Annotated in this window: 22 protein-coding genes; 9 read left to right on the plus strand and 13 right to left on the minus strand. The window is 59.6% G+C overall.

Annotated features, from left to right (window positions below; all coding sequences use genetic code 11):
- Positions 1-22: 22 nt before the first annotated feature.
- From ACXHRN_RS17780 to coxB, 8 genes are all read right to left on the minus strand, one after another.
- Positions 23-406: a DUF983 domain-containing protein gene (locus ACXHRN_RS17780; protein WP_488637639.1), complete on the minus strand. Its 384-nt coding sequence runs from the start codon at positions 404-406 to the stop codon at positions 23-25.
- 37 nt (positions 407-443) lie between these two features.
- On the minus strand, positions 444-725 hold the full coding sequence (locus ACXHRN_RS17785) for a GNAT family N-acetyltransferase (RefSeq protein ID WP_488637640.1): 282 nt from the start codon (positions 723-725) through the stop codon (positions 444-446).
- Positions 726-805: 80 nt separating this feature from the next.
- Positions 806-1690, minus strand: a complete 885-nt coding sequence (locus ACXHRN_RS17790; protein ID WP_488637641.1) for a cytochrome c oxidase subunit 3 — start codon at positions 1688-1690, stop codon at positions 806-808.
- 54 nt (positions 1691-1744) lie between these two features.
- Entirely contained in the window at positions 1745-2353 is a 609-nt protein-coding gene (locus tag ACXHRN_RS17795) for a cytochrome c oxidase assembly protein (protein WP_488641936.1), read from the minus strand.
- Positions 2354-2355: 2 nt separating this feature from the next.
- Positions 2356-2493, minus strand: coding sequence for a hypothetical protein (locus ACXHRN_RS17800; protein ID WP_488637642.1), 138 nt, complete (start codon positions 2491-2493; stop codon positions 2356-2358).
- Between the two features lie 2 nt (positions 2494-2495).
- On the minus strand, positions 2496-3455 hold the full coding sequence (locus ACXHRN_RS17805; RefSeq protein ID WP_488637643.1) for a heme o synthase: 960 nt from the start codon (positions 3453-3455) through the stop codon (positions 2496-2498).
- A 63-nt stretch (positions 3456-3518) separates the two neighbouring features.
- Complete coding sequence (ctaD, locus tag ACXHRN_RS17810; protein WP_488637644.1) at positions 3519-5222, minus strand: cytochrome c oxidase subunit I; 1704 nt, start codon at positions 5220-5222, stop codon at positions 3519-3521.
- 26 nt (positions 5223-5248) lie between these two features.
- Entirely contained in the window at positions 5249-6133 is an 885-nt protein-coding gene (coxB, locus tag ACXHRN_RS17815; RefSeq protein ID WP_488637645.1) for a cytochrome c oxidase subunit II, read from the minus strand.
- Positions 6134-6455: 322 nt separating this feature from the next.
- Here coxB and ACXHRN_RS17820 point away from each other — a divergent pair, with 322 nt between their 5' ends.
- The 3 genes from ACXHRN_RS17820 to ACXHRN_RS17830 all read left to right on the plus strand — a co-directional run bounded on the left by ACXHRN_RS17820 (position 6456) and on the right by ACXHRN_RS17830 (position 9040).
- Positions 6456-6977 carry an invasion associated locus B family protein gene (locus tag ACXHRN_RS17820; RefSeq protein ID WP_488637646.1) on the plus strand — a complete coding sequence of 174 codons (522 nt, stop codon included), beginning with the start codon at positions 6456-6458 and terminating at the stop codon, positions 6975-6977.
- 82 nt (positions 6978-7059) lie between these two features.
- The gene (tldD, locus tag ACXHRN_RS17825; RefSeq protein WP_488637647.1) at positions 7060-8475 is read left to right on the plus strand and encodes a metalloprotease TldD; all 1416 of its coding nucleotides are present in this window, start codon (positions 7060-7062) and stop codon (positions 8473-8475) included.
- A gap of 25 nt (positions 8476-8500) precedes the next feature.
- Positions 8501-9040: a hypothetical protein gene (locus ACXHRN_RS17830; protein WP_488637648.1), complete on the plus strand. Its 540-nt coding sequence runs from the start codon at positions 8501-8503 to the stop codon at positions 9038-9040.
- A 14-nt stretch (positions 9041-9054) separates the two neighbouring features.
- Here ACXHRN_RS17830 and ACXHRN_RS17835 read toward each other — a convergent pair whose 3' ends face one another.
- The 4 genes from ACXHRN_RS17835 to aroC all read right to left on the minus strand — a co-directional run bounded on the left by ACXHRN_RS17835 (position 9055) and on the right by aroC (position 13511).
- The gene (locus ACXHRN_RS17835; RefSeq protein ID WP_488637649.1) at positions 9055-10005 is read right to left on the minus strand and encodes a hypothetical protein; all 951 of its coding nucleotides are present in this window, start codon (positions 10003-10005) and stop codon (positions 9055-9057) included.
- A 195-nt stretch (positions 10006-10200) separates the two neighbouring features.
- On the minus strand, positions 10201-11289 hold the full coding sequence (locus tag ACXHRN_RS17840) for a sulfotransferase domain-containing protein (RefSeq protein WP_488637650.1): 1089 nt from the start codon (positions 11287-11289) through the stop codon (positions 10201-10203).
- Positions 11290-11291: 2 nt separating this feature from the next.
- Positions 11292-12401, minus strand: coding sequence for a 3,4-dihydroxy-2-butanone-4-phosphate synthase (gene ribB / locus ACXHRN_RS17845; protein WP_488637651.1), 1110 nt, complete (start codon positions 12399-12401; stop codon positions 11292-11294).
- 12 nt (positions 12402-12413) lie between these two features.
- The gene (gene aroC, locus ACXHRN_RS17850; RefSeq protein ID WP_488637652.1) at positions 12414-13511 is read right to left on the minus strand and encodes a chorismate synthase; all 1098 of its coding nucleotides are present in this window, start codon (positions 13509-13511) and stop codon (positions 12414-12416) included.
- Positions 13512-13855: 344 nt separating this feature from the next.
- On the opposite strand from aroC, the gene ACXHRN_RS17855 reads away from it, so the two are divergent.
- From ACXHRN_RS17855 to ACXHRN_RS17870, 4 genes are all read left to right on the plus strand, one after another.
- Positions 13856-14116, plus strand: coding sequence for a DUF1344 domain-containing protein (locus ACXHRN_RS17855; RefSeq protein ID WP_488637653.1), 261 nt, complete (start codon positions 13856-13858; stop codon positions 14114-14116).
- Between the two features lie 71 nt (positions 14117-14187).
- Entirely contained in the window at positions 14188-15240 is a 1053-nt protein-coding gene (locus ACXHRN_RS17860) for a polysaccharide deacetylase family protein (RefSeq protein WP_488637654.1), read from the plus strand.
- Positions 15241-15401: 161 nt separating this feature from the next.
- Positions 15402-16820: a DUF1254 domain-containing protein gene (locus tag ACXHRN_RS17865; protein ID WP_488637655.1), complete on the plus strand. Its 1419-nt coding sequence runs from the start codon at positions 15402-15404 to the stop codon at positions 16818-16820.
- Positions 16821-16989: 169 nt separating this feature from the next.
- Positions 16990-18759, plus strand: a complete 1770-nt coding sequence (locus ACXHRN_RS17870) for an adenylate/guanylate cyclase domain-containing protein (protein ID WP_488637656.1) — start codon at positions 16990-16992, stop codon at positions 18757-18759.
- A 59-nt stretch (positions 18760-18818) separates the two neighbouring features.
- Here ACXHRN_RS17870 and pdxH read toward each other — a convergent pair whose 3' ends face one another.
- Complete coding sequence (gene pdxH / locus ACXHRN_RS17875) at positions 18819-19433, minus strand: pyridoxamine 5'-phosphate oxidase (RefSeq protein ID WP_488637657.1); 615 nt, start codon at positions 19431-19433, stop codon at positions 18819-18821.
- A gap of 148 nt (positions 19434-19581) precedes the next feature.
- On the opposite strand from pdxH, the gene ACXHRN_RS17880 reads away from it, so the two are divergent.
- Complete coding sequence (locus ACXHRN_RS17880) at positions 19582-19938, plus strand: RT0821/Lpp0805 family surface protein (protein ID WP_488637658.1); 357 nt, start codon at positions 19582-19584, stop codon at positions 19936-19938.
- Between the two features lie 65 nt (positions 19939-20003).
- On the plus strand, positions 20004-21179 hold the full coding sequence (locus tag ACXHRN_RS17885) for a DnaJ C-terminal domain-containing protein (protein WP_488637659.1): 1176 nt from the start codon (positions 20004-20006) through the stop codon (positions 21177-21179).
- Positions 21180-21230 lie beyond the last annotated feature (51 nt).

Raw genomic sequence — 21230 nt, forward strand, 5'->3', positions numbered from 1 at the left:
CGAGGCCTTTGCCTTCTTCGCCTCAGCCACGATCGATCTCGCCCTGATGGGCGCTGTGCTTGTATTGCAGCGCAATCAGTATCGCCTTCATGACCCTGAGCAGCCACAGGCTGAGGCCGATTGCCAGCGGGATCCAGATGATGAAATGCAGCCACAGCGGCGGGCTGTAATTGACCTCCGTCCACAGCGCCAGACCGACGACCAGAAAGCCGATGATCAGGATCACGAACACCGCCGGCCCATCGCCGGAATCGGCAAAGGAATAATCCAGCCCGCAATTCGAGCAGACCGGCTTGACCTTCAACAGACCGTCGAACAAGCGTCCCTGGCCGCAGCGCGGGCAAGCGCAGGCAAGCCCCGCCTTGAAAGGGTCGACCGGCGCGTAAAGGGCTTTGTCTTCATTCATTTGAATTGTCCAACTGCTGGCGGGAAGCTCCCGTGCCTCAATGCGCAATCACATCTTGCCAGTCCGGATGGCGGTCGACCTGGGCCTTGAAGAACGGGCAGAGCGGGATGATCTTCCAGCCACCCTTGCGGGCTTCCTCCACGGCATGCAGCGCGAGCTCGCGGCCGACACCCTGGCCGCGATAGACGTCCGGCACCTCGGTGTGGTCAATGATGATCAGCTTCGGCGAGGCGCGCGAAAAGGTCATGATCGCTTCCTGGCCCTGCTCGCCGGTCGCATAGCGCCCGCCCTTCGGGCCGTCTTCGTCACGAATGTCCATGGCTGCTCTTTCCCAACTTACAAATCAAAAAGGCGCCCGGTTTCCCGGACGCCTCATCGGAAACCAAATTCGCGTCGAAATCAACCGTGCGCGATCGGTGCGCCAAAGCCGCCCCAGACGTAGATCGAGAAGAACAGGAACAGCCAGACGACGTCGACGAAGTGCCAGTACCAGGCGGCCGCCTCGAAGCCGAAATGCGCCTTCGGGGTGAAATCGCCGCCGATCGCGCGGAGCAGGCAGACCAGCAGGAAGATCGTGCCGATGATCACGTGGAAACCGTGGAAGCCGGTGGCCATGAAGAATGTCGCGCCGTAGATCGACTCGGAGAAGCCGAAGGGAGCGTGGATGTATTCGTAAGCCTGCACCGAGGTGAACAGCAGACCGAGCAACACCGTCAGCGTCAGGCCCTGGATCAGGCCCTTGCGGTCATTGTGCAGCAGCGCATGGTGTGCCCAGGTGACCGTCGTACCCGAGAGCAGCAGGATCACGGTGTTGTAGATCGGCAGGTGCCAGGGATCGAGCACTTCGACGCCCTGCGGAGGCCACTGGCCGCCGGTGAAGGCGGTGCGGCTCGCCTGGATGGCTTCGCCCGGAAAGAGGCTGGCATCGAAGAAGGCCCAGAACCAGGCAACGAAGAACATCACTTCGGAAGCGATGAACATGATCATGCCGTAGCGCAAATGGATCGAAACGACCTTGGTGTGGTGGCCCTGATGGCCCTCCTTGATCGTGTCGGCCCACCAGGCAAACATCGAATAGAGCGTAATCACCAAGCCGATGGCAAAGGGCCAGAACTTGAGATTGGCAAGATCCCAGCCGAACATATGGAACGGGTTGCCGTGAATCCAGCGCATGAAGCACACGCCGCCGAACATCAGCAGCAGCGCTCCGAACGAGCTCAGGATCGGCCAGGGGCTCGGATCGATGATGTGATAGTCATGATTCTTTTGGTGTGCACTTGCCATGGTCTTCCCCGACTCCGATCCCATGCTGCTCCGCCCTCAACGGTCACAGCCTCATTACAGCTTTTTAGCGTCGCCTTCGTTCAAGTCTTTTGCATCCGCGACAGGCTTGTCCTTGGCGCGGCTGTAAAAGGTGTAGGAAAGCGTCAATACCTTCATGTCCTTGGTCTCCTGATGGTTGACGATGTCGGGATCGACAAAGAAAACCACAGGCATAATGCGCGTCTCGCCCGGCTTCAGCGTCACATCGGTGAAGCAGAAGCACTCGAGCTTGTTGAAGTAGGCTCCGGCGACCATCGGGCTGACGTTGAACACAGCCTGCCCCGTCTTTTCGCGGGCCGAATTGTTGGTCACCTTGAAATTGACCTTGACCGTCTCACCGATCTTGGGATCAACGGAGAAATCAACCGGCTTGAAATCCCAGTTGAGGTCAGCGGCGGTGTTGGTGTCCATCTCGACGCGGATCTTCTCATCGAGAATGACGTCCGAGGCCTGCTCGACGCGCTGCGTCGTGCCGTTGTAGCCCGTCACCTTGCAATAGAGGCTGTAGAGCGGCACGGCGGCATAGCTCATGCCGACCATGCCGGCGACGAAGGCGCCACAGGCGATCAGCACGGCCAGATTGCCGCGCTTGCCCTTCTTGCCCTCTGTAGCCTCGTTGCTCATCATCAGCTCCCCGGAGGCACCATCTTGATGATGGTGATCGCATAGAACATCACCACCAGCAGCGCCAGAACGATGCCCAGCGCGACGTTGCGGTTGCGGCGGGACTTCTTCTGCGGTTCGGTCAGTTCGATCTTTTCCATGCTCACGCTCCCTGGAACATCGGCAGAAGCCGCATCGCCAGATGATCGAGCATCAGGCACGAGAAGATCGCAAAGAGATAGACGATCGAATAGGCAAACAGTTTTTTGGCAGGCTTCATTGCCGGATCACTCTCCGGCATGCGCCAACAGAGTACCGAATACCAGACAAAGCCTGCACCGAGCAGCCCCGACACCACGCCATAAACCGGCGAGGCAAAGCCCATGATCGCGGGCGTTGCGCCACAAATGGCGGTCAGCACAGCGTAGACCAGGATCTGGTCCTTGGTGACCTTGACGCCCGCGACATTCGGCAGCATCGGCACGCCAACGGATTCGTAGTCCCGCATCTTGAACAGCGCCAGCGCCCAGAAATGCGCTGGTGTCCAGAGGAAGATGATCAGGAACAGGACGATGCTTTCCGGCGTCACGCTGTTGGTGACCGCAGCCCAGCCGATCATCGGCGGAAACGCGCCAGCCGCACCGCCGATGACGATGTTTTGCGGCGTCCAGCGCTTCAGCCACATCGTGTAGATGACGGCATAGAAGAAGATCGTGAAGGCCAGCAGCCCGGCAGCAAGCGCGTTGACCGCAAGCCCGAGCACGACGACCGAGAAGCCAGAAAGGACGATGCCGAAGGCCAGCGCCTCACTTGGAAGAATGCGGCCTGCAGGGATCGGCCGGTTGGCCGTGCGGGTCATGATCGCGTCGATATCGGCGTCGTACCACATGTTGAGCGCGCCCGACGCACCGGCGCCGACGGCAATCGCCAGGATGGCGATAAGGCCGATGACCGGATTGATATGGCCCGGCGCGACGACCATGCCGGCAACCGCCGTGAAGACGACGAGCGACATGACGCGCGGCTTCAAAAGCGCAAAAAAGTCCTTGAACGTCGCCTCTGAGATTTTCAGCGGCTCCGTCCCGGTCACTCGTTTCTCGCTTTCACTCAGCGCTATAGGCATTTCAATTCCAATTCGGTTCATTGGGAAAACCGCCATGTGGCGGTTCTCCTTGATGTGCGGCGCTTACTTGATGCGCGGCAGCTGTTCCCACTGGTGGTAAGGCGGCGGCGAAGAGAGCTGCCATTCCAGCGTATCGGCGCCCACGCCCCAAGGATTGTCGCCCGCAGCACGCTTCTTGATGAAGGCCTCGATGATACAGATGAAGAAGATCGCAACGCCGACAACCGAGATGTAGGAACCGATGGAAGACACATAGTTCCAGCCGGCATAGGCATCCGGATAGTCGATATAGCGGCGCGGCATGCCGGCAAGGCCGAGGAAATGCTGCGGGAAGAACACCAGGTTCACACCGACGAACATCACCCAGAAATGCAGGCTGCCGAGGAACTCATTGTACATGTAGCCAGTCATCTTCGGGAACCAGTAGTACCAGGCGGCGAAGATGGCGAAGACGGCGCCCAGCGACAGCACGTAGTGGAAGTGGGCAACCACATAGTAGGTGTCGTGGACGACGCGGTCGAGACCGGCGTTGGCCAGCTGCACGCCGGTGACGCCACCAACGGTGAACAGGAAGATGAAGCCGATCGCCCAGAGCATCGGCGTGCGGAACTCAAGCGAGCCACCCCACATCGTTGCGATCCAGGAGAAGATCTTCACGCCGGTCGGAACAGCGATGACCATGGTGGCGAATACGAAGTAACGCTGTGCCTGCAGCGACAGGCCGACCGTATACATGTGGTGGGCCCAGACGATGAAGCCGACGGCGCCGATCGCAGCCATGGCATAGGCCATGCCGAGATAACCGAAGACCGGCTTCTTCGAGAAGGTCGAGATGATGTGGCTGACGATGCCGAAGCCCGGCAGGATCAGGATGTAGACTTCCGGGTGACCGAAGAACCAGAACAGATGCTGGAACAGGATCGGGTCACCGCCGCCTTCAGGCGAGAAGAAGGTGGTGCCGAAATTGCGGTCGGTCAGCAACATGGTGATGCCACCCGCCAGAACCGGCAGCGACAACAGCAGCAGGAAGGCGGTGATCAGCACGGACCAGGCAAACAGCGGCATCTTGTGGATGGTCATGCCAGGCGCGCGCATGTTGAGGATCGTGGTGATGAAGTTGATCGCACCGAGGATCGAGGATGCACCGGCAATGTGCAGCGCGAAGATCGCAAGGTCCACCGCCGGACCGGACGAACCGGTGGTCGATAGCGGCGGATAGATCGTCCAGCCACCGCCGACGCCGTGGAAACCCGAGGTGCCATCGGCGAACATCGACAGCAACAGCAGCAGGAAGGCCGGAGGGATCAGCCAGAAGGAGATGTTGTTCATACGCGGGAACGCCATGTCAGGCGCGCCGATCATGATCGGGATCATCCAGTTGGCAAAGCCGCCGATCAGCGCCGGCATGACCATGAAGAAGATCATGATCAGAGCATGCGCCGTCGTGAAGACGTTGAACATCTGCTTGCCGGCATCGAGTGCGGCGCTTTCCGGAACTCCATAGACCATCTGTGCGAGGCCGTGGAAGATCTGGATGCCAGGCTCCTGAAGCTCGATGCGCATCATGACCGACAGGAACCCGCCGACGACGCCGGCGAAGATCGCGAAGATCAGATAGAGCGTACCGATGTCCTTGTGATTGGTCGAAAACAGCCAGCGCGAAGCGAAGCCCGGCTTATGGGCATGGGCATGGTGCTCGTCATGTGCGTGGTCGTCATGGGCATGATCATGCCCGGCGTGCGTGTCGTGTGCGGAATGTCCAGCCATTGTGGTCGCTTTCCCTAGAATCTTGTTCAGTTCGCGCCGTTTTCGGCAACATCGACGGTCTTGGGACCATCAACCGCAGCAAGCAGAGCCTTGTAAGCGGACGGAAGATCGGTCGCGGCGGCAGCCAGCCATGCCTTGTACTTGTCTTCCGGAACGACTCGGATGGCGATCGGCATGAACGCATGGTCCTTGCCGCACAACTCGGAACACTGCCCGTAGAAGAGACCTTCCCTCTCGGCCTTGAACCACGTTTCGTTCATGCGGCCGGGCACGGCGTCGACCTTGATGCCGAAAGACTGCATGGAGAATGCATGGATGACATCGGAGGGTTCGGCAGTCACGATGACGCGAACAGTCTTGCCGAGCGGTACGACGAGTTCGTTGTCGACGGCAAGCAGGCGCGGATAGACAGCCTTGTCTTCCTTGCCGAGGCCGGCGCGATCCTTGTCTTCAAGGATCAGCGAATCGAACGACACAGGATTGGCTGAGGGATACTCGTAGGTCCATTTCCACTGGGTCGCCGTCGCCTTGATGGTGACGTCCGGGTTTTCCGGCTGCGTCAGCTCATTGGTCAGCAGTTGGAACGAGGGAATGGCGAAGAACAACAGGATGACGACTGGTGCGACAGTCCAGACGACTTCAATGATGGTGTTGTGGCTGGTCCGTGAGGGAACGGGGTTCTTGCTGGCGCGGAAGCGGTACATCACATAGAGAAGCAGCGCGAGAACGATAAGCGTAATCGGCACGACAAACCACAAGGTGTAGTGGTTGAACCAGCGTACTTCTTCCATGATCGGTGTAGCGGCTTGCTGCAGGTCGATTTGCCAATCGACCGGCTTGTCGGCAAAGGCGCTTGAGGCAGACACAAGACACGAAACCGTGGCCAGCGCTGCTAGAGCTTTGTTCCTCACGAATTTTCTCCCCAGATGTTTGATCTAGATCAAACGGAATGCAGAATCCCTGCTATCGGCCTCCTTAAAACCACAGTTTAGAGCCTGCCGCAACAGGCGCGGGCGTCGTTTCATGCGGCATTTTTGCGCAATATCTACTGCCGAGGAGAAAAATCCCTGTGATTTTAATAGCAGGGAGATTTTCTTCAAGCACTGCAACGGCTTGCCGCGCTTTCGCCGCAGTCGGGGTTTTGAAATCCGCTGATCGCGTTTACCCCAGACGTGTTTCGTTCTAGACACTTCGATGTGCCCAAGGCGCATTTGATTCGAACCCGAGGTTTACATGGATTTCCGCGTCCCCATGCGGCTTGCAGCGCTGTCAGCCGTAATCGTGATGTCGCTGGTTGCGCCGGCGCAATCCCAACAACCGACGCAGCCGGGGGTCGTCAAGTCCAACCACGGTGCGTGGTCGATCGTCTGTGACAAGCCTGCCGGCGCCGCCGAAGAGCAATGCGCGCTGATGCAGAACGTCATTGCCGACGACCGGCCGGAAGTCGGCCTTTCCGTTGTGATTCTGAAGACGGCCGACCGCAAGGCGAAGATCCTGCGCGTGCTCGCCCCTCTCGGCGTTCTCCTGCCCAACGGCCTCGGCCTCAACGTCGACGGCAAGGATATCGGCCGCGCCTATTTCGTGCGTTGCTTCTCTGACGGCTGCTATGCCGAAGTCGTGCTCGAGGACGTGCTGCTGAAAACCCTGCGCGCCGGCAAGCAGGCAACCTTCATCGTCTTCCAGTCTCCGGAAGAGGGTATCGGCATCCCGGTGGATCTGTCGGGATTCGGCGAGGGCTACGACGCACTGCCGTGAGGTGGCCGCATCTGGCTATTGCTGTGGGGCACACGAACTCTTACTTTAAGCTTCTCTTCTCCGCCCCACGAAAGCGCATTTGATGAAAACCGACCTTCTCTCCACGTTCGACCTTTCCGATTCCCAGCTCCAGTCCTTCGTCGAAACGACGCTCAAGGGCGCCGATGACGGGGAACTCTATGTCGAATATGGCGAGGCAGAATCGCTGACCTTCGACAATGGCCGCTTGAAGGGCGGTAGCTTCAATACCGACCAGGGGTTTGGCCTGCGGGCGGTGGCGGGCGAAGCGGTGGGCTACGCGCATTCCGGCGAGATGTCCGAGGGCGCCCTGAAGCGGGCTGCGGATGCCGTGACTGCGGTGACACGCGGGCATACCGGCACCTATGCGGACGCGCCGCAGCGGACCAACTCGAAACGCTATGGCGAAGACAATCCGATCGGCGCGCCGAGCTTCGAGGAGAAGGTCGCGCTGTTGACCGAGATCGACGCGTATCTACGTGACAAGGATCCCAAGGTCCGCCAGGTCTCGGCCTCCGTCAGCGCATCGTGGAAAGTCGTTGAGATCCTGCGCGCCGATGGCACCCGCATGCGTGACATCAGGCCGATGACGCGGCTCAACATTTCCGTAGTGACCGGCGACGGCGACCGGCAGGAGTCAGGCTCCTATGGCGTTGGCGGACGTCGGCCATTTGGCGAATTCCTGACCACCGAGAGCTGGAAATACGGCGCCGACGAAGCGCTGCGCCAAGCGCTCGTCAATCTCAGCGCCGAGGATGCGCCGGCTGGCTCGATGGATGTCGTGCTCGGTTCCGGCTGGCCGGGCGTCATGCTGCATGAGGCTGTCGGCCACGGACTCGAGGGCGATTTCAACCGCAAGAAGACATCGGCCTTTGCCGGCCTGATGGGTGAGATGGTCGCCGCCAAGGGTGTCACCGTCGTGGACGACGGCACGATCGATGGCGCGCGCGGCTCCATCACCATTGACGACGAGGGCACCGCCGCCGGCTACAACGTGCTGATCGATGATGGCAGGCTGGTCGGCTACATGCAGGACCGCCAGAATGCCCGTCTGATGGGCATGAAGGCCACCGGCAATGGCCGCCGCGAATCCTACCAGCATGCGCCGATGCCGCGCATGACCAACACCTACATGCTGTCGGGCGACAAGACACCGGAAGAGATCATCGCTTCGGTCAAGCGCGGCCTCTATGCTGTGTCGTTTGGCGGCGGCCAGGTGGATATCACCTCGGGCAAATTCGTGTTCGGCTGCACCGAGGCGTACCTGATCGAGAATGGCAAGATCACGGCCCCGGTCAAGGGCGCGATGCTGATCGGCAACGGCCCGGAGGCGATGCGCGGCATCACCATGGTCGGCAACGATTCCAAGCTCGACACCGGCGTAGGCAATTGCGGCAAGGGTGGCCAGTGGGTGCCAGTCGGCGTCGGCCAGCCGCATCTGAGGATGAACAACGTGACGGTGGGCGGGACGAAGACTTGACTTGGATTACAGGTAGCGAGGGCATTTGAAGTATCCGGCAACACGCTCAGTGCAGAGTATTCTTGAAGAACTCGTAGGTTTACCGCTCTCGATAGCGCGCGATATCATCGGGATGGGTGTCTTTCACTTCGGCCCCATTCGCCCGAGCCCCAAGGGCAAGGGTACCGTGGGAAGCCACGCTCTGCACATCCAATGCTCGTGGCGCCTTGTCGGACCTGATGGAATCATAACCGGTTTGTGCGACAGCATGACGCCCTTTGATCCCGACCGAGAAGAGGTCGATACCGAGGACATGCGTTTCGGCAACCTTCAGCGCGGTAGACTTCTGGAATATCTGGGTGAGTTTGACGAGAAGACGAAATCTCCCGTCGATACGACAGGTCGACATGTCGTTTCTTCAATTGCGGTCGATCAATTTCATAGTCTTGATATCACGTTCTCGGACGGGACGCGATTGCAGGCCTTCCCGGACTGCTCACGAGACGAAGACTGGCGCTTCATGTTGATTGAAGAGCCAGACAGCCAACATCTCGTAATCGCAGGTGGAAAAGTGGAAGATGACTAAGCGCAGCGGTCGCCTCACACAGCCACAGCGCCACCACCCAACGCCTTTTCCTTGATCTCGCGGAACTTGCCTGAAGCCTCGGAAAGCTTGCGATCCCAATCCGGGTTTGGCACCTGGCCTTCGATCGCCCGGAAATAGACGTCCATCAGCGCAGCAATGGCGAAAGGCTCAAGGAACGCCGCCTTGAACGCCCATGCAAACACGATCGCGGCGACGAACGACCAGCCGGCAATCTCGCTCGGCAGGATGTAGAACAACGTCGCCATCGGCGCCAGCATGACGATGAAGATCACGATCGCGATGATCCAGAGAAACACGCTCAGCCAGATGGCGTTCTTGACCATCGTCTTGCCGTTCTGCGCATGGAGAACGAGCCCTTGGCGTGATGTCTCCCAGGCATTCTGGCTGTTGACCTTGATATTGTAGCCAAGGATGATCTCGTCGACATAGGTCAGCGACATCCGGATGACCGTGTTGATGAAACCGAGCAGCCCCTGCAAGCCGGGCAACGGCAGGAAGACGGCGATGCCGCCGATCAGGCCGGTGATCGCTCGGATGACGCCCTTGATGAGTTGATCCAGCACAAACAGCACATTGGCCTCGCCGAAGCGCGCCGTGACCACCTGCTTGGCATGCTCGATCTGCCCGCTGCCCTCGGGCAAAGGTTTGCCCTGCATCAATTCGACCATGACAGCAATGTGACCGGCCTTGAGGATGTAGAGGACGTATTCGCGGATCCAGTAAACGCCGATCGAGACGACACCAAAGCCGATGACGCCGCCCCAAATGGCGAAGCTGCCGGGATCATCGCTGACGTGACCGACACCATAACCGATCGTCGCGCCGGCACCCGAAGCAATGAGATAGGCGATGGTGATGCCGAAATAGACAACCATGCGCATCAGAATGAAAGGCAACGTCTGCATCATCAGGCCGACGGATCGACCGATCGAGAAATCCCACATGCACATTCTCCGGTTGGACGGAAATCAAACCTTCGTAGATATCGCCATGTGCAGGCAACGCGGTCGTACATGAACGCAGTCCCACCCCGTCATCCCCTGCCAGGGTTCATCGGGAAGATTTCCGATTTCCGGCACTTGCGCAAGCGCACTTATGGCACACTGCACGGAAACCGCACCGGAGGCAGACCGGCACATCTAACGCCGGAAGAATTTCACGATCCGCCGCCACAGAGTCAGCCAGAAGCGTGACCAGCCCATCACCCACAGGCGCGGGCCGCCGGGACGGAACTTGACGGAAAAGTCATCGAGCAGGCGCTTGACTGCGGGATCCGCCTCCAGGATTGCGCCGTCATAATAGGCACAACGTTCGTCGCCATTCAGAAAAAGACTATCGTCCACTGGCTGAGGCACCATCAACTGCCGGTACTTCTTGAGCAGTCGCTTTTCGACCTTGCGAAAAGTCGGCCTGTCACGATGGATGGTGATGACCTTGCGGGCGTGCTCGACCTTTCCGACGATGCGGATGATCTTTTCGCGGCTGCGGGCGCCGAGCATGTAGTGAAAGACGCGGCCAATATTGACCTCCGCCTCTTCCCTCCACGTGCCGACGCGCACCAACATCAACCGCATGAACTCGGTCATTTCCATTGGTTGGCGCTCGTTGATCGGCACGTCGCTCACATGCTCCAATGGCTCGATCTTGAGCACATCTGCGGTGAACACGTCGAAAATGTCGCGTTTCTGGCGGCGGATCTCATCGTAAAGCAGCAGCGTCACCGATGCGCCCTTCAGTGACACGAGTGCGTCGATCTCGAGTCCCGGATTGAGAATTCGTGAAACAAGCGGGCGCCTAAGTTGGCGCTGACTGAATTCGGGAAATGACAGCTTGGAACCTGTCTTGATCTGCTGGGCCCAGAACGAATAGAAGCGGGTCGCCGGGTCGCGCAGGCAATAGACGATATGCATTTCATGCGGCGCCATGATCGCCTGGAGCACCTCGAGGTGCTGGGGCTTCCAGTTGCGGAAACCTTCCGACGACAGGAGGACATTCAGCCCCTTGTCGCGGGATTTCCTGGCGATCGCCTTGAGCTCGCGCACCTTGCGGCTCTTGGGATCGAGGATATCGTCGGGGTCGTCAGAGAGGTCGTGGTGGGCGACCCGCACCCGTTCGCCGGTCTGCGGGTAATACCACCCAGCCTTTTCCAAGGCTTTGATGTTGTGATGGAAATTCTGCTGCAGCCAGGTCGTGGCAGTCTTGTGTGGCCCGACATGCAGCAGGAACATGTTTAGATAATTTCCGTGTTGGCGATCTGGATGCCAAAGCCTTCGAGGCCGACATAATGACGTTCGCGCGAGGAGAGAATGCGGATCGACGAGATGCCGAGATCCTTGAGGATCTGCGCGCCGAGGCCGATTTCCAGCCATTCGCTTTCGCGTTCGCGTGCCTGCGCGTGGCCCTCGTTGCCGTCGCGACCGTGGCCCATCTTACGGTTATGCTCTGCAGCGCCGACGCCGACCGAGCCTTCGCGCAGATAGATGATGACGCCGCGGCGCTCTTCGCCGATGCGCTTCATGTATTTCTCGACCGCACGGCCCTTGGAGAACACGTCGCCGGCGACATTTTCCATATGCAGGCGAACCAGTACGTCCTCGCCATCTCTGATATCGCCGAAGACCACGGCAAGATGCTGCATTGGATCCCAGGGCAGCGAGAATGTGTGGGCCTTGGCAGGACCGAAATCCGTCTCGACCGGGAAGCTTGCGACGCGATTGACCAGCGTTTCCTTGCGCTGGCGATAGGCGATGAGATCGGCAACCGACACCTGCTTGAGGCCATGCTCGACTGCAAAGGCTGCGACATCGGGGCCGCGCTTGACCGTGCCGTCGTCATTGACCAGTTCGGAGATCACGCCGATTGGTGGCAAGCCGGCGAGCTTGCAAAGATCGACGGCCGCTTCGGTGTGACCCGAGCGCATCAGCACGCCACCTTCGCGCGCGACGAGCGGGAAGATGTGGCCCGGGCGGACGAAATCAAAGCCGCTGGCATTGGGATTGGCCAAGTTACGGACCGTCAGCGTCCTGTCATCTGCCGAGATGCCGGTCGTCGTGCCGTGCTTGAAGTCGACCGACACGGTGAAGGCGGTCGTATGGGCCGAGTCGTTTTCGGCGACCATGGCGTTGAGGTTGAGGCGCTTTGCCTCTTCCTTCGGCATGGGCGTGCAGACGATGCCGGAGGTATAGCGGATCATGAACGCCATCTTTTCCGGCGTGCAATGGACGGCGGCAACGATCAGGTCGCCTTCGTTCTCGCGGTCGTCATCGTCGGTGACGACAATCATCTCGCCATTTTCGAAGGCGCGGATCGCGTCGACGACGCGCTTCTGGTCGTATGCCATATTCCAAATGTCCTATTTCAGACGGCCGGTCTGGCCGCGGTCTCTTAGATAATGATCCGCAATCGTGCATGCCAGCATCGCCTCGCCGACAGGCACTGCGCGAATACCGACACAAGGATCGTGGCGCCCCTTGGTGCGGATATCAACATTGCGCCCATCGACGTCGATCGACTGACGCTCGGTCAGGATCGAGGATGTCGGCTTGACCGCGAAACGGGCGATGACCGGTTGGCCGGTCGATATGCCGCCCAGGATGCCCCCGGCATTGTTGGACAGGAAGATCGGAACGCCGTCATTGCCCATGCGCATCTCGTCGGCATTTTCCTCGCCGGTGATTTCGGCGGCGCCAAAGCCATTGCCAATCTCGACGCCCTTGACGGCGTTGATCGACATCAGGCCGGCGGCAATATCCTGGTCAAGCTTGGCGTAAATCGGTGCGCCGATGCCGGCTGGCACGTTTTCAGCCACGACCTCGATCACCGCGCCAACGGACGAACCCTTCTTGCGGATGCCGGAGAGGTATTCCTCCCAGACCGGGACGATTTCCTTGTCGGGCGCAAAGAACGGATTGTTGTCGACTTCCGACCAATCCCAATTCTTGCGGTTGATCTTGTGAATGCCGATCTGCACCAGCGCGCCACGGACGATAAGGCCCGGCACCACCTTGCGAGCGATGCTGCCAGCGGCAACGCGTGCTGCGGTCTCGCGCGCAGACGAGCGGCCGCCGCCGCGATAATCGCGGATGCCGTATTTCAGGTCATATGTGAAGTCGGCATGGCCGGGGCGGAACTGACGGGCGATCTCGCCATAATCCTTCGAGCGCTGGTCGGTGTTCTCGATCAGCATCTGGATCGGCGTGCCCGTCGTCGTATAGGTCTCGCCGTCGGCATCGGGCATCACGCCGGACAGAAGCTTGACGATATCATCCTCGCGGCGCTGGGTGACGAAGCTCGACTGGCCGGGTTTGCGCTTGTCCATCCAGTGCTGGATCTCAGCCAGCGTCAGGCGCAGGCCGGGAGGGCAACCGTCGACGACACACCCAAGCGCCGGGCCATGGCTTTCGCCCCAGGTGGTGACGCGGAAAAGATGACCGAAGGTGTTATGCGACATGAATCCGTTCCGGCAGGCGGGTGACGCGGCCGGCACCCTTCTCTAAACTCCGGCGGGACTCATAGTGCCTGTTGAAATAAAAATGAAGCACCAATCGCATGATTGCGGCCAATCCGGGCAGATTCCGTACCGCGGGGATTTCCCTTATCCTGGATGCTGAAACCCTAAAGCCGCGAGTTCACCCAACTTGACCGTTTAAAAACGACTTTTTTCCTGATAGTTGTTCGGCAAAACGGGCCTTGGGCAGAGGTCGGAAAAATACAGTTGGGAAAAATTTTGCCACATTCGGGGGACACATAGTGAAGACGCTGAGAATCGATAAAGATCATTTCAAGGGAACGACCATGCGTATTCTCCTCGCCCTTTTCCTGGGGATATCAAGCCTGCTGTTTCCGGCCATCGGTTTTGCCGAAAGCGCTGATGTCGAAGGCGTGATCGAGGGTGTCGACGAGGATCATCTGACGCTGGTGCTCGACGACGGCAAGAAGTACCAGGCACCCGAGGAATTCAATTTCGACGGCCTCAAGAAGGGCGTCAAGGTCGTGGTCTTCTATACCGACACCGACGGCAAGCGTGTCATCAACGATCTGCAGGTCGTCGAATAGGTCGGGATTCAGCTTGGATTAACAGGCCGCTGGTAGGGTCGAACGATAATGTCGTTTGAGCGGGTTGCCGGATGCTCTCCGAACTGAAAACAATTGCCAAGCCGCTGATCAAGCGGGCCATCATTACCGCCGGGCTCGAAGTGACGCCGCTGATCAACGGCGTCCTGCCTTCTCGCGCCGCGCGTGGCCTTGGTGCGATCTTTACCCTGCATCATGTCCGCCCTCGAGCCACGACTGCGTTCCAGCCCAACGACATTCTCGACATCACGCCGGAGTTTCTCGAGACCGCGATCCTGACGCTCGAAAGCGAGGGCTACGAATTCATTCGGCTTGAAGATTTGCCCGTCCGGCTGAGCGGTGGCCAGAACCCGCCTTTCGCCTGCTTCACTCTGGACGACGGCTATCGCGACAATGCCGAATTCGCGGCGCCGATTTTCACCCGGCACAATGTCCCCTTCACGATCTTCCTGACCAAAGGTTTTATCGATGCCACCCAGTCGATGTGGTGGGAAACGCTCGATGCGCTTCTCAACCGGGTTGACCAGCTGGAATTCGATTTCGGCCGCGGTGCGGAGAGGCTTGCGGCGCAGACCGGAGCCCAGAAGCGCAAGGCGTTCAATCGTCTCGCTGACTTCGTCAATTCGACCGATGAGGCGCAAGCGGTAAAGCAACTTGATCACGTGGCAACCCGTGCCGGCATCAATCCGCTCGACATCACTCGATCACTGACCATGCGCGAGGATGACCTGAAGGCACTCCTCGCCAATCCGCTGGTCTCGTTTGGCGCCCATACGGTCAGCCATCGTGGCCTGGCGCGACTTTCCACGCATGATTCCGAGCAGGAAATCGCTCAGTCCATTGAGCGCGTGGCGCGGATTACCGGCGAGGCGCCGGCAAGCTTTGCCTATCCCTATGGCGATGATCGCTCGGTATCGCCGCGTGAGCGAAGCATCCTGAAGAGAGCTGGAGTGGATATCGCCGTGACGACCAAAGCTGGCACGCTGAATTCGAAGCATGCGCAGGATATGACGGCCTTGCCGCGCATCTCGCTCAACGGGCACTATCAGAAGGCCAGATATGTGCGGGCGCTGGCTTCGGGGATTCCGTTCAAGGTGATGGGATAAGCGCAAGCTAGCGCGGATATTATGTTCTGCCGCCTTTGGGACGGTGCCGACGTCCTGCCCGAAAACGACCACAATACGCTCAATGTTACCGTAACGTACTTTCAGCGACCGGCAGATTGTGTCCCCCATGAGACCCTGGCCAAGGTCAAGGAGGACTGCCGGTGTTTGGAAGATGGTCTGTCGCGTTGGGTATCGCCGCGCTTGTCGTGCTTGGTCAGTCGAGCCTTGCTCGCGCTGAGGATCAAGAGATCATTTCAGATCAGGAAGCCTACGCTATCGCCAAGGATGCGTATGTCTACGCATATCCAATGATGCTCACCTACACGACGCTGCAAAAGCTGAGCAACTTCGCAGAGCCGATTGACGGCGATGCATTCGGGCCGCCGAACCAGTTCCATTACGCGCGTGCTTTTCCCAATCCGGCCGACAAGATCGTCATCCGCGAGAATGTCGACACCCTCTATTCGGCGGCAACGCTCGATCTCAAAGCCGAACCGATGGTGCTATCCGTTCCGGCGACGGACCACTATTTCATGCTGCCCATGCTGAGCCTCTGGACGGATGTGTTTGCCGTTCCCGGCACGCGCACCACTGGCAGGAATAGCGCTCGCGACTTCCTTGTCGTTGGTCCGCAATGGACCGGTGACGCGCCCTCTGGTCTTGAGGTGATAAGAAGTCCTACCCGCTATGTCTGGATCATCGGTCGAACCAAGACCAATGGCACGGCCGACTACGAAAACGTCCACAAGGTCCAGGACGGCTACAAGCTGACGCCGCTTTCTGCGTGGGGAAAGGGCGGGTATCTGCCGCCGAAAGGTGTCGTTGACCCGTCAGTGGACATGAAGACGCCGCCGCCGGTCATCGTCGACAGGATGGACGCAGCGGCCTATTTCAGCAAGTTTGCGGAACTCCTGAAAGACAATCCGCCGAACCAGGTGGATTATCCCATTCTGCATCGCTTGGAGCGAGTGGGATTTCACGCCGGCCGGAGCTTCGACCTCAACGCTGCGATCCCAAACGTTCGGAAGGCGTTTGAACAGGCCTACACCGATGGAAAGGCCCTCGTGGCCGCCGAAGGGCAGAAGGCTGCGGGCATTGGCGGCAAGGGCTGGATCTACACGACGAGAAGCGGCGCCTATGGCGTAGACTATTTGTATCGCGCCGCCATTGCGCAATGCTGCGTCGGCGAAAATCTGGCGCAGGATGCGGTCTATCCGGCGGCGTCGAGCGACAGCGAAGGCCAGCCGCTGGACGGGAACAACAGCTATGTTCTTCATTTCGACAAGGGCAAGTTGCCGCCCGTCGACGGCTTCTGGTCAGTGACGGCCTATGACATCGAAGGCTATTTCATGGCCAATCCACTGAATCGCTCCGCAATTGGCGATCGCGACAAGCTTACGACCAACGCGGATGGCTCAACCGACATCTACCTCCAGTCGGAATCTCCCGGAAAAGACAAGGAGGTCAATTGGCTTCCGGTTGCGAAGGGACCATTCACGCTGTTGATGCGCCTCTATTCACCGCAAGAGGTATTCCTCGAAGGCAACTGGGCGCCGCCTCCGGTCAACAAGGCCAATTGACAGGAGCGGTTATCCCATGGCGATGCGCGAACACCTGCCTCGGCAAAACTGCTTCCATTTAGCAATGAAAGGCTCTGAATCAGATAGGTGATCGCCTCAAGGTGCGCTAGAATGCCCTGGGATCGCTGATATCCCCGTCCGGGGATGGCGCATCATTTGTTGGCAAACAATGAAACAGAGATTAGCCGCAGTCCTTGCAGCCGATATGGCAGGCTATAGTCGACTGATGGAAGCCGACGAAGCAGGTACGCATGCACGTCTCAAGACCCACCGCATCGAGTTGATCGATCCCGCCATCGCAAAGAACAATGGCAGCATCATCAAGACGACCGGCGACGGTATGCTCGTCGAGTTCCAGAGCGTGACCGACGCCGTAAAATGCGCCGTGGAAGTCCAACAGCGCATGAAACGGCGCAATTCGGATGTGTCTCAGGATCGGCGGATCGAATTCAGGATCGGCATCAATCTGGGCGAGATCATTTTCGACGACGGCGACATTTTTGGTGATGGTGTGAACATTGCCGCGCGAGTCGAGCAGTTGGCAGATGTGGGAGGCATCTGCGTCACGGCAGCGGTGGCCGCGCAGATTTCCGACCGCCTCGACGTTCCCTTCGAGGACCTGGGCGAGAAGATGCTGAAGAACATCAGTCGCCCTGTGCGCCTGTTCCGGGTTGGGCTCGACGGCTCCGTCCTGCCGGCTCCTCCGGAAGAGACGGACACGAAGCGGGCTGCCGCCAAGCCCTCGATCGTCGTGCTGCCTTTCGACAATATGAGCGGCGACCCCGAGCAGGAGTTTTTCGCCGACGGCCTGACGGAAGACATCATCACCGAGCTGTCTCGTCGTCACGAACTCTTCGTCATCTCGCGCAACTCGAGTTTCGTCTACAAGAACAAGTCCGTCAACGTGCGTGAGGTGGCCGAGAAGCTGGGAGCCCAGTATCTGGTGGAAGGCAGCGTCCGCAAGAGCGGGGACAGGGTGCGTGTCACCGTCCAGCTCATCGACGCGATCAACGATGCGCATGTCTGGGCCGACAAATACGACCGCAAGCTGGACGACATTTTCGCCATCCAGGACGAGGTAACGTCAGCCATCGCAGCCACACTGCCCGGCCGCGTAGAGGCGGCCCAGCGAGACCTGCTCACGCGCACCAAGCCCGCGAACATGGCCGCCTACGAGTGTGCACTCACAGCCAAGGTACTGCATCACCGAAGCACCGCCGCAGATAACGCGCAGGCACAGGCGCTGATAGAGAGGGCGATCATGCTCGACCCCGGTTATGCGCATGCCCATGCCTGGCGGGCCTGCATCCTCGGGCAAGCGTGGGTGCATGGCTGGTGCGAAAACAAGGATGCGCTCTGGGCTATGATCAGTTCCGAGCTCGAACAGGCACTGGCGATCGACGACAACGATGCCGACGTGCATCGCATTCTCGCGGCGGTGAATGTAAACAACAACGAGCTGACAACGGCACGGTATCACCAGGAACGTGCCCTCTCCCTCAATCCCAACTATGATCTGGTGGTTGTCCAGCAGGGCGAGTTGTTGACCTGGCTCGGGCGGCCGGAAGAGGGAATTGAGTGGATTCGCAAGGCCATGCGGCTCAACCCGCATCATCCAGAGCGATTCTGGAGCCATCTCGGAAAGGCCCATTTCGCCGCGCGGCAGTACGGCGAAGCGATCGAGGCATTCATGCACCTGTCCGCAATGGATCATGTCCAGCACGCTTTCGTCGCGGCCTGCTACGGCTGGCTTGGCGACGATATTGCTGCTTCCGGGCACATGAAAAAGGTCAAAACGCTCGCCACCGACTTCGCCATCGAGCCCTTTCTCGCCACCCTGCATTACGCTCAAGACGCCGACGCACAGCACATCCGCGAAGGGCTTGTCAAAGCGGGAGCGGACGACGGTTCGTCTGCAGACGACATCGCGGCACAATAGAGCTTTGTCTGCGGCGTCCGCCGAGGCAAGTTTCCAGCATCGCTGGAGAGCAGCCTACGCTACGGATACATCCGCACCTTGTCCCAGCCGTCGCCGTTGCGGCGGAATTCCATCCGGTCGTGTAGGCGGAACGGCCGGTCGTGCCAGAACTCGATCGACACGGGCTTGAGGCGAAAGCCCGACCAGTATTCAGGGCGGGGAATGGAGCCGATGCCGAACTTCATTGTGTATTCAGCCACCGCCTTTTCCAGCGCGAAGCGGCTTTCGAGCGGCCGGGATTGTTTGGACGCCCAGGCGCCGATGCGGCTGCCACGCGGGCGGCTTTCGTAATAGGCATTGGCCTCCTCGGCCGAAACGGTCTCCACATTGCCGCGGATCCGCACCTGCCGGCGCAACGATTTCCAATGAAAAACCATCGCTGCCTTTTTCTGGCCGAGAAGTTCCTGCCCCTTCTGGCTCTCGAAATTTGTGTAGAAAACGAAACCGTCGGCATCGAAATCCTTGAGTAGAACCATCCGCACATTCGGCATGCCATCGGCATCAACAGTGGCCAAAGCCACCGCGTTGGGGTCGTTCGGCTCGCTGGCTTCGGCGTCTTTCAGCCATGTGCCAAAAAGAGAAATCGGCTGATTTGCCTCGGTAAAGTCACCGCTTCTTAACTCATTCTCGCTCATATTCCGCCAAATGCCTTGTCAGTGTTAGAGTTATCGGGCCGTATCTTTGCGACACATATCAAAGCCGACTGGTACCAAAAAGGGGAATGTTGCAACAGCGGCGCGCTTTGCCGTAGTCGCAGTGCTGCCCGTTTTTCTGGCCAGTTGCATGGGCGATGGCCTCGATATGCCGGGCTTCAATTCCGCCGACAAAAAACTCACCACCAGCGCCGTCAGCAGCTACACCGCCCCGCCGGACACCGTATCCGACGAGCAGACGGTGCGCAACGCGGTGAGTTCCGCCGATATTTCCAAGCCCGAGCCGACAACAATCCCCTGGGCCAATACCAGCACCGGCAGCGCGGGGGTCATCAATTCGATTCGTGAGGAAAATAACGGCAGTTACGTCTGCCGCATCTTTGTGACCACGCGCCACTCCTATCGCGGGATTTCCAATTTCGAGGGCAAGGCGTGCCTCGTCGGCAGCGGCGAGTGGCAGTTGGTCAATTTCAAGGAAGTCGGTTGAGAAGCCAGGGGGGAAGGATCGTGACTAACCGATATGCCATACATGGACTGGGACGGTAGGCTGCGATGCGCGATCCCTACTCGATTCTCGGTGTCAGCAAGAATGCTGACCAAAAGGAAATAAAAGCAGCGTGGCGGGCAACCGCCAAGACGCTTCATCCCGACCAGAACCCTGACGATCCCCGCGCCGTCGGCCGCTTCACCGAAGCGGGCCGCGCCTATGACCTGCTGAAGGACCCCGAAAAGCGCCGCCTGTTCGATGAAGCGCGCGCGCGCGCCGCTGGCGCCACGGGACGTCCTGGCAAGGAAGCCACCTTCATGGAGCAGCGGGCCGAGCGGGCACGTGCCGAGGCTGAAGCCAAGGCTGCAGCCCTTGCCCGCGCCTCCGCGGAAGCCCGCGCGGCCGCTGCGGCGGCTGCCGTCGACGCCAAGAATGCCGCGAACGCAGCCCAAAAGAAGGACAACGCCGAAGAGGTCGTCTCCAAAATCTTCGGCACCCGCAAATCCACCGATTCCGCTGACGGCGCCCAGGCCTCGGCCTCGGCTCCACCACCGCCACAACCAGAACCGCCGCAAGCCGCCAGATCCGAAGAGCAAACCTATTCCGCTTACGACCGGGCTCCCGAAAAGGCTCCCGAGCCGAAGACCAGCAGCCATGAGCCACAGCCTTCACCGGCCCGCGAACTCGTCGCCTATCTGCTGAAGCGGCTGACGCGGCAGATCCCACCGCCGGAGCGCGCGCCCGATCTCAACATCGATGCCACCCTGTCGATCGAGGACATCCTCAACCGCATCAACCCGACCGTCACGCTGCAGGACGGCAAGCTGCTTTCCATTCCCCTGCCGGATGCGGTCAAGGACGGAACGCAGATTCGTGTCGAAGGCTATGGCTATCGTCTGCCCGGCCTGAAGCGCGGCGATGTGATAGCAACGGTGCGAATCAAGCCGCACCGCTGGTACCGCGTCGACGGCCATGATCTTCACACCTCGGTCGATATCGACATCGACAAGGCCGTGCTCGGCGGCGAAGTGAAGGTGGAAACGCCCGACGGGACGCAGAAAATTACCATTCCGCCCTGGTCCGGTTCGCAATATACTGCCCGGATTGCCAATGGCGGACTGCCGAAAGGCGCGGGAATCCGCGGCGATCTGATCGCCGAAGTCCGGGTCCTGCTCTGGGATCGCCCTGACCAGAAACTGGTCGACCTGATGCGCTCGCTGCGCGACGGGCTGTATTTGTGACGATCCGATGACGATATTCACATGAAATGGCCGTGGATCTGTCCGAATCCC

Source organism: Shinella sp. OV683, assembly GCF_057787725.1.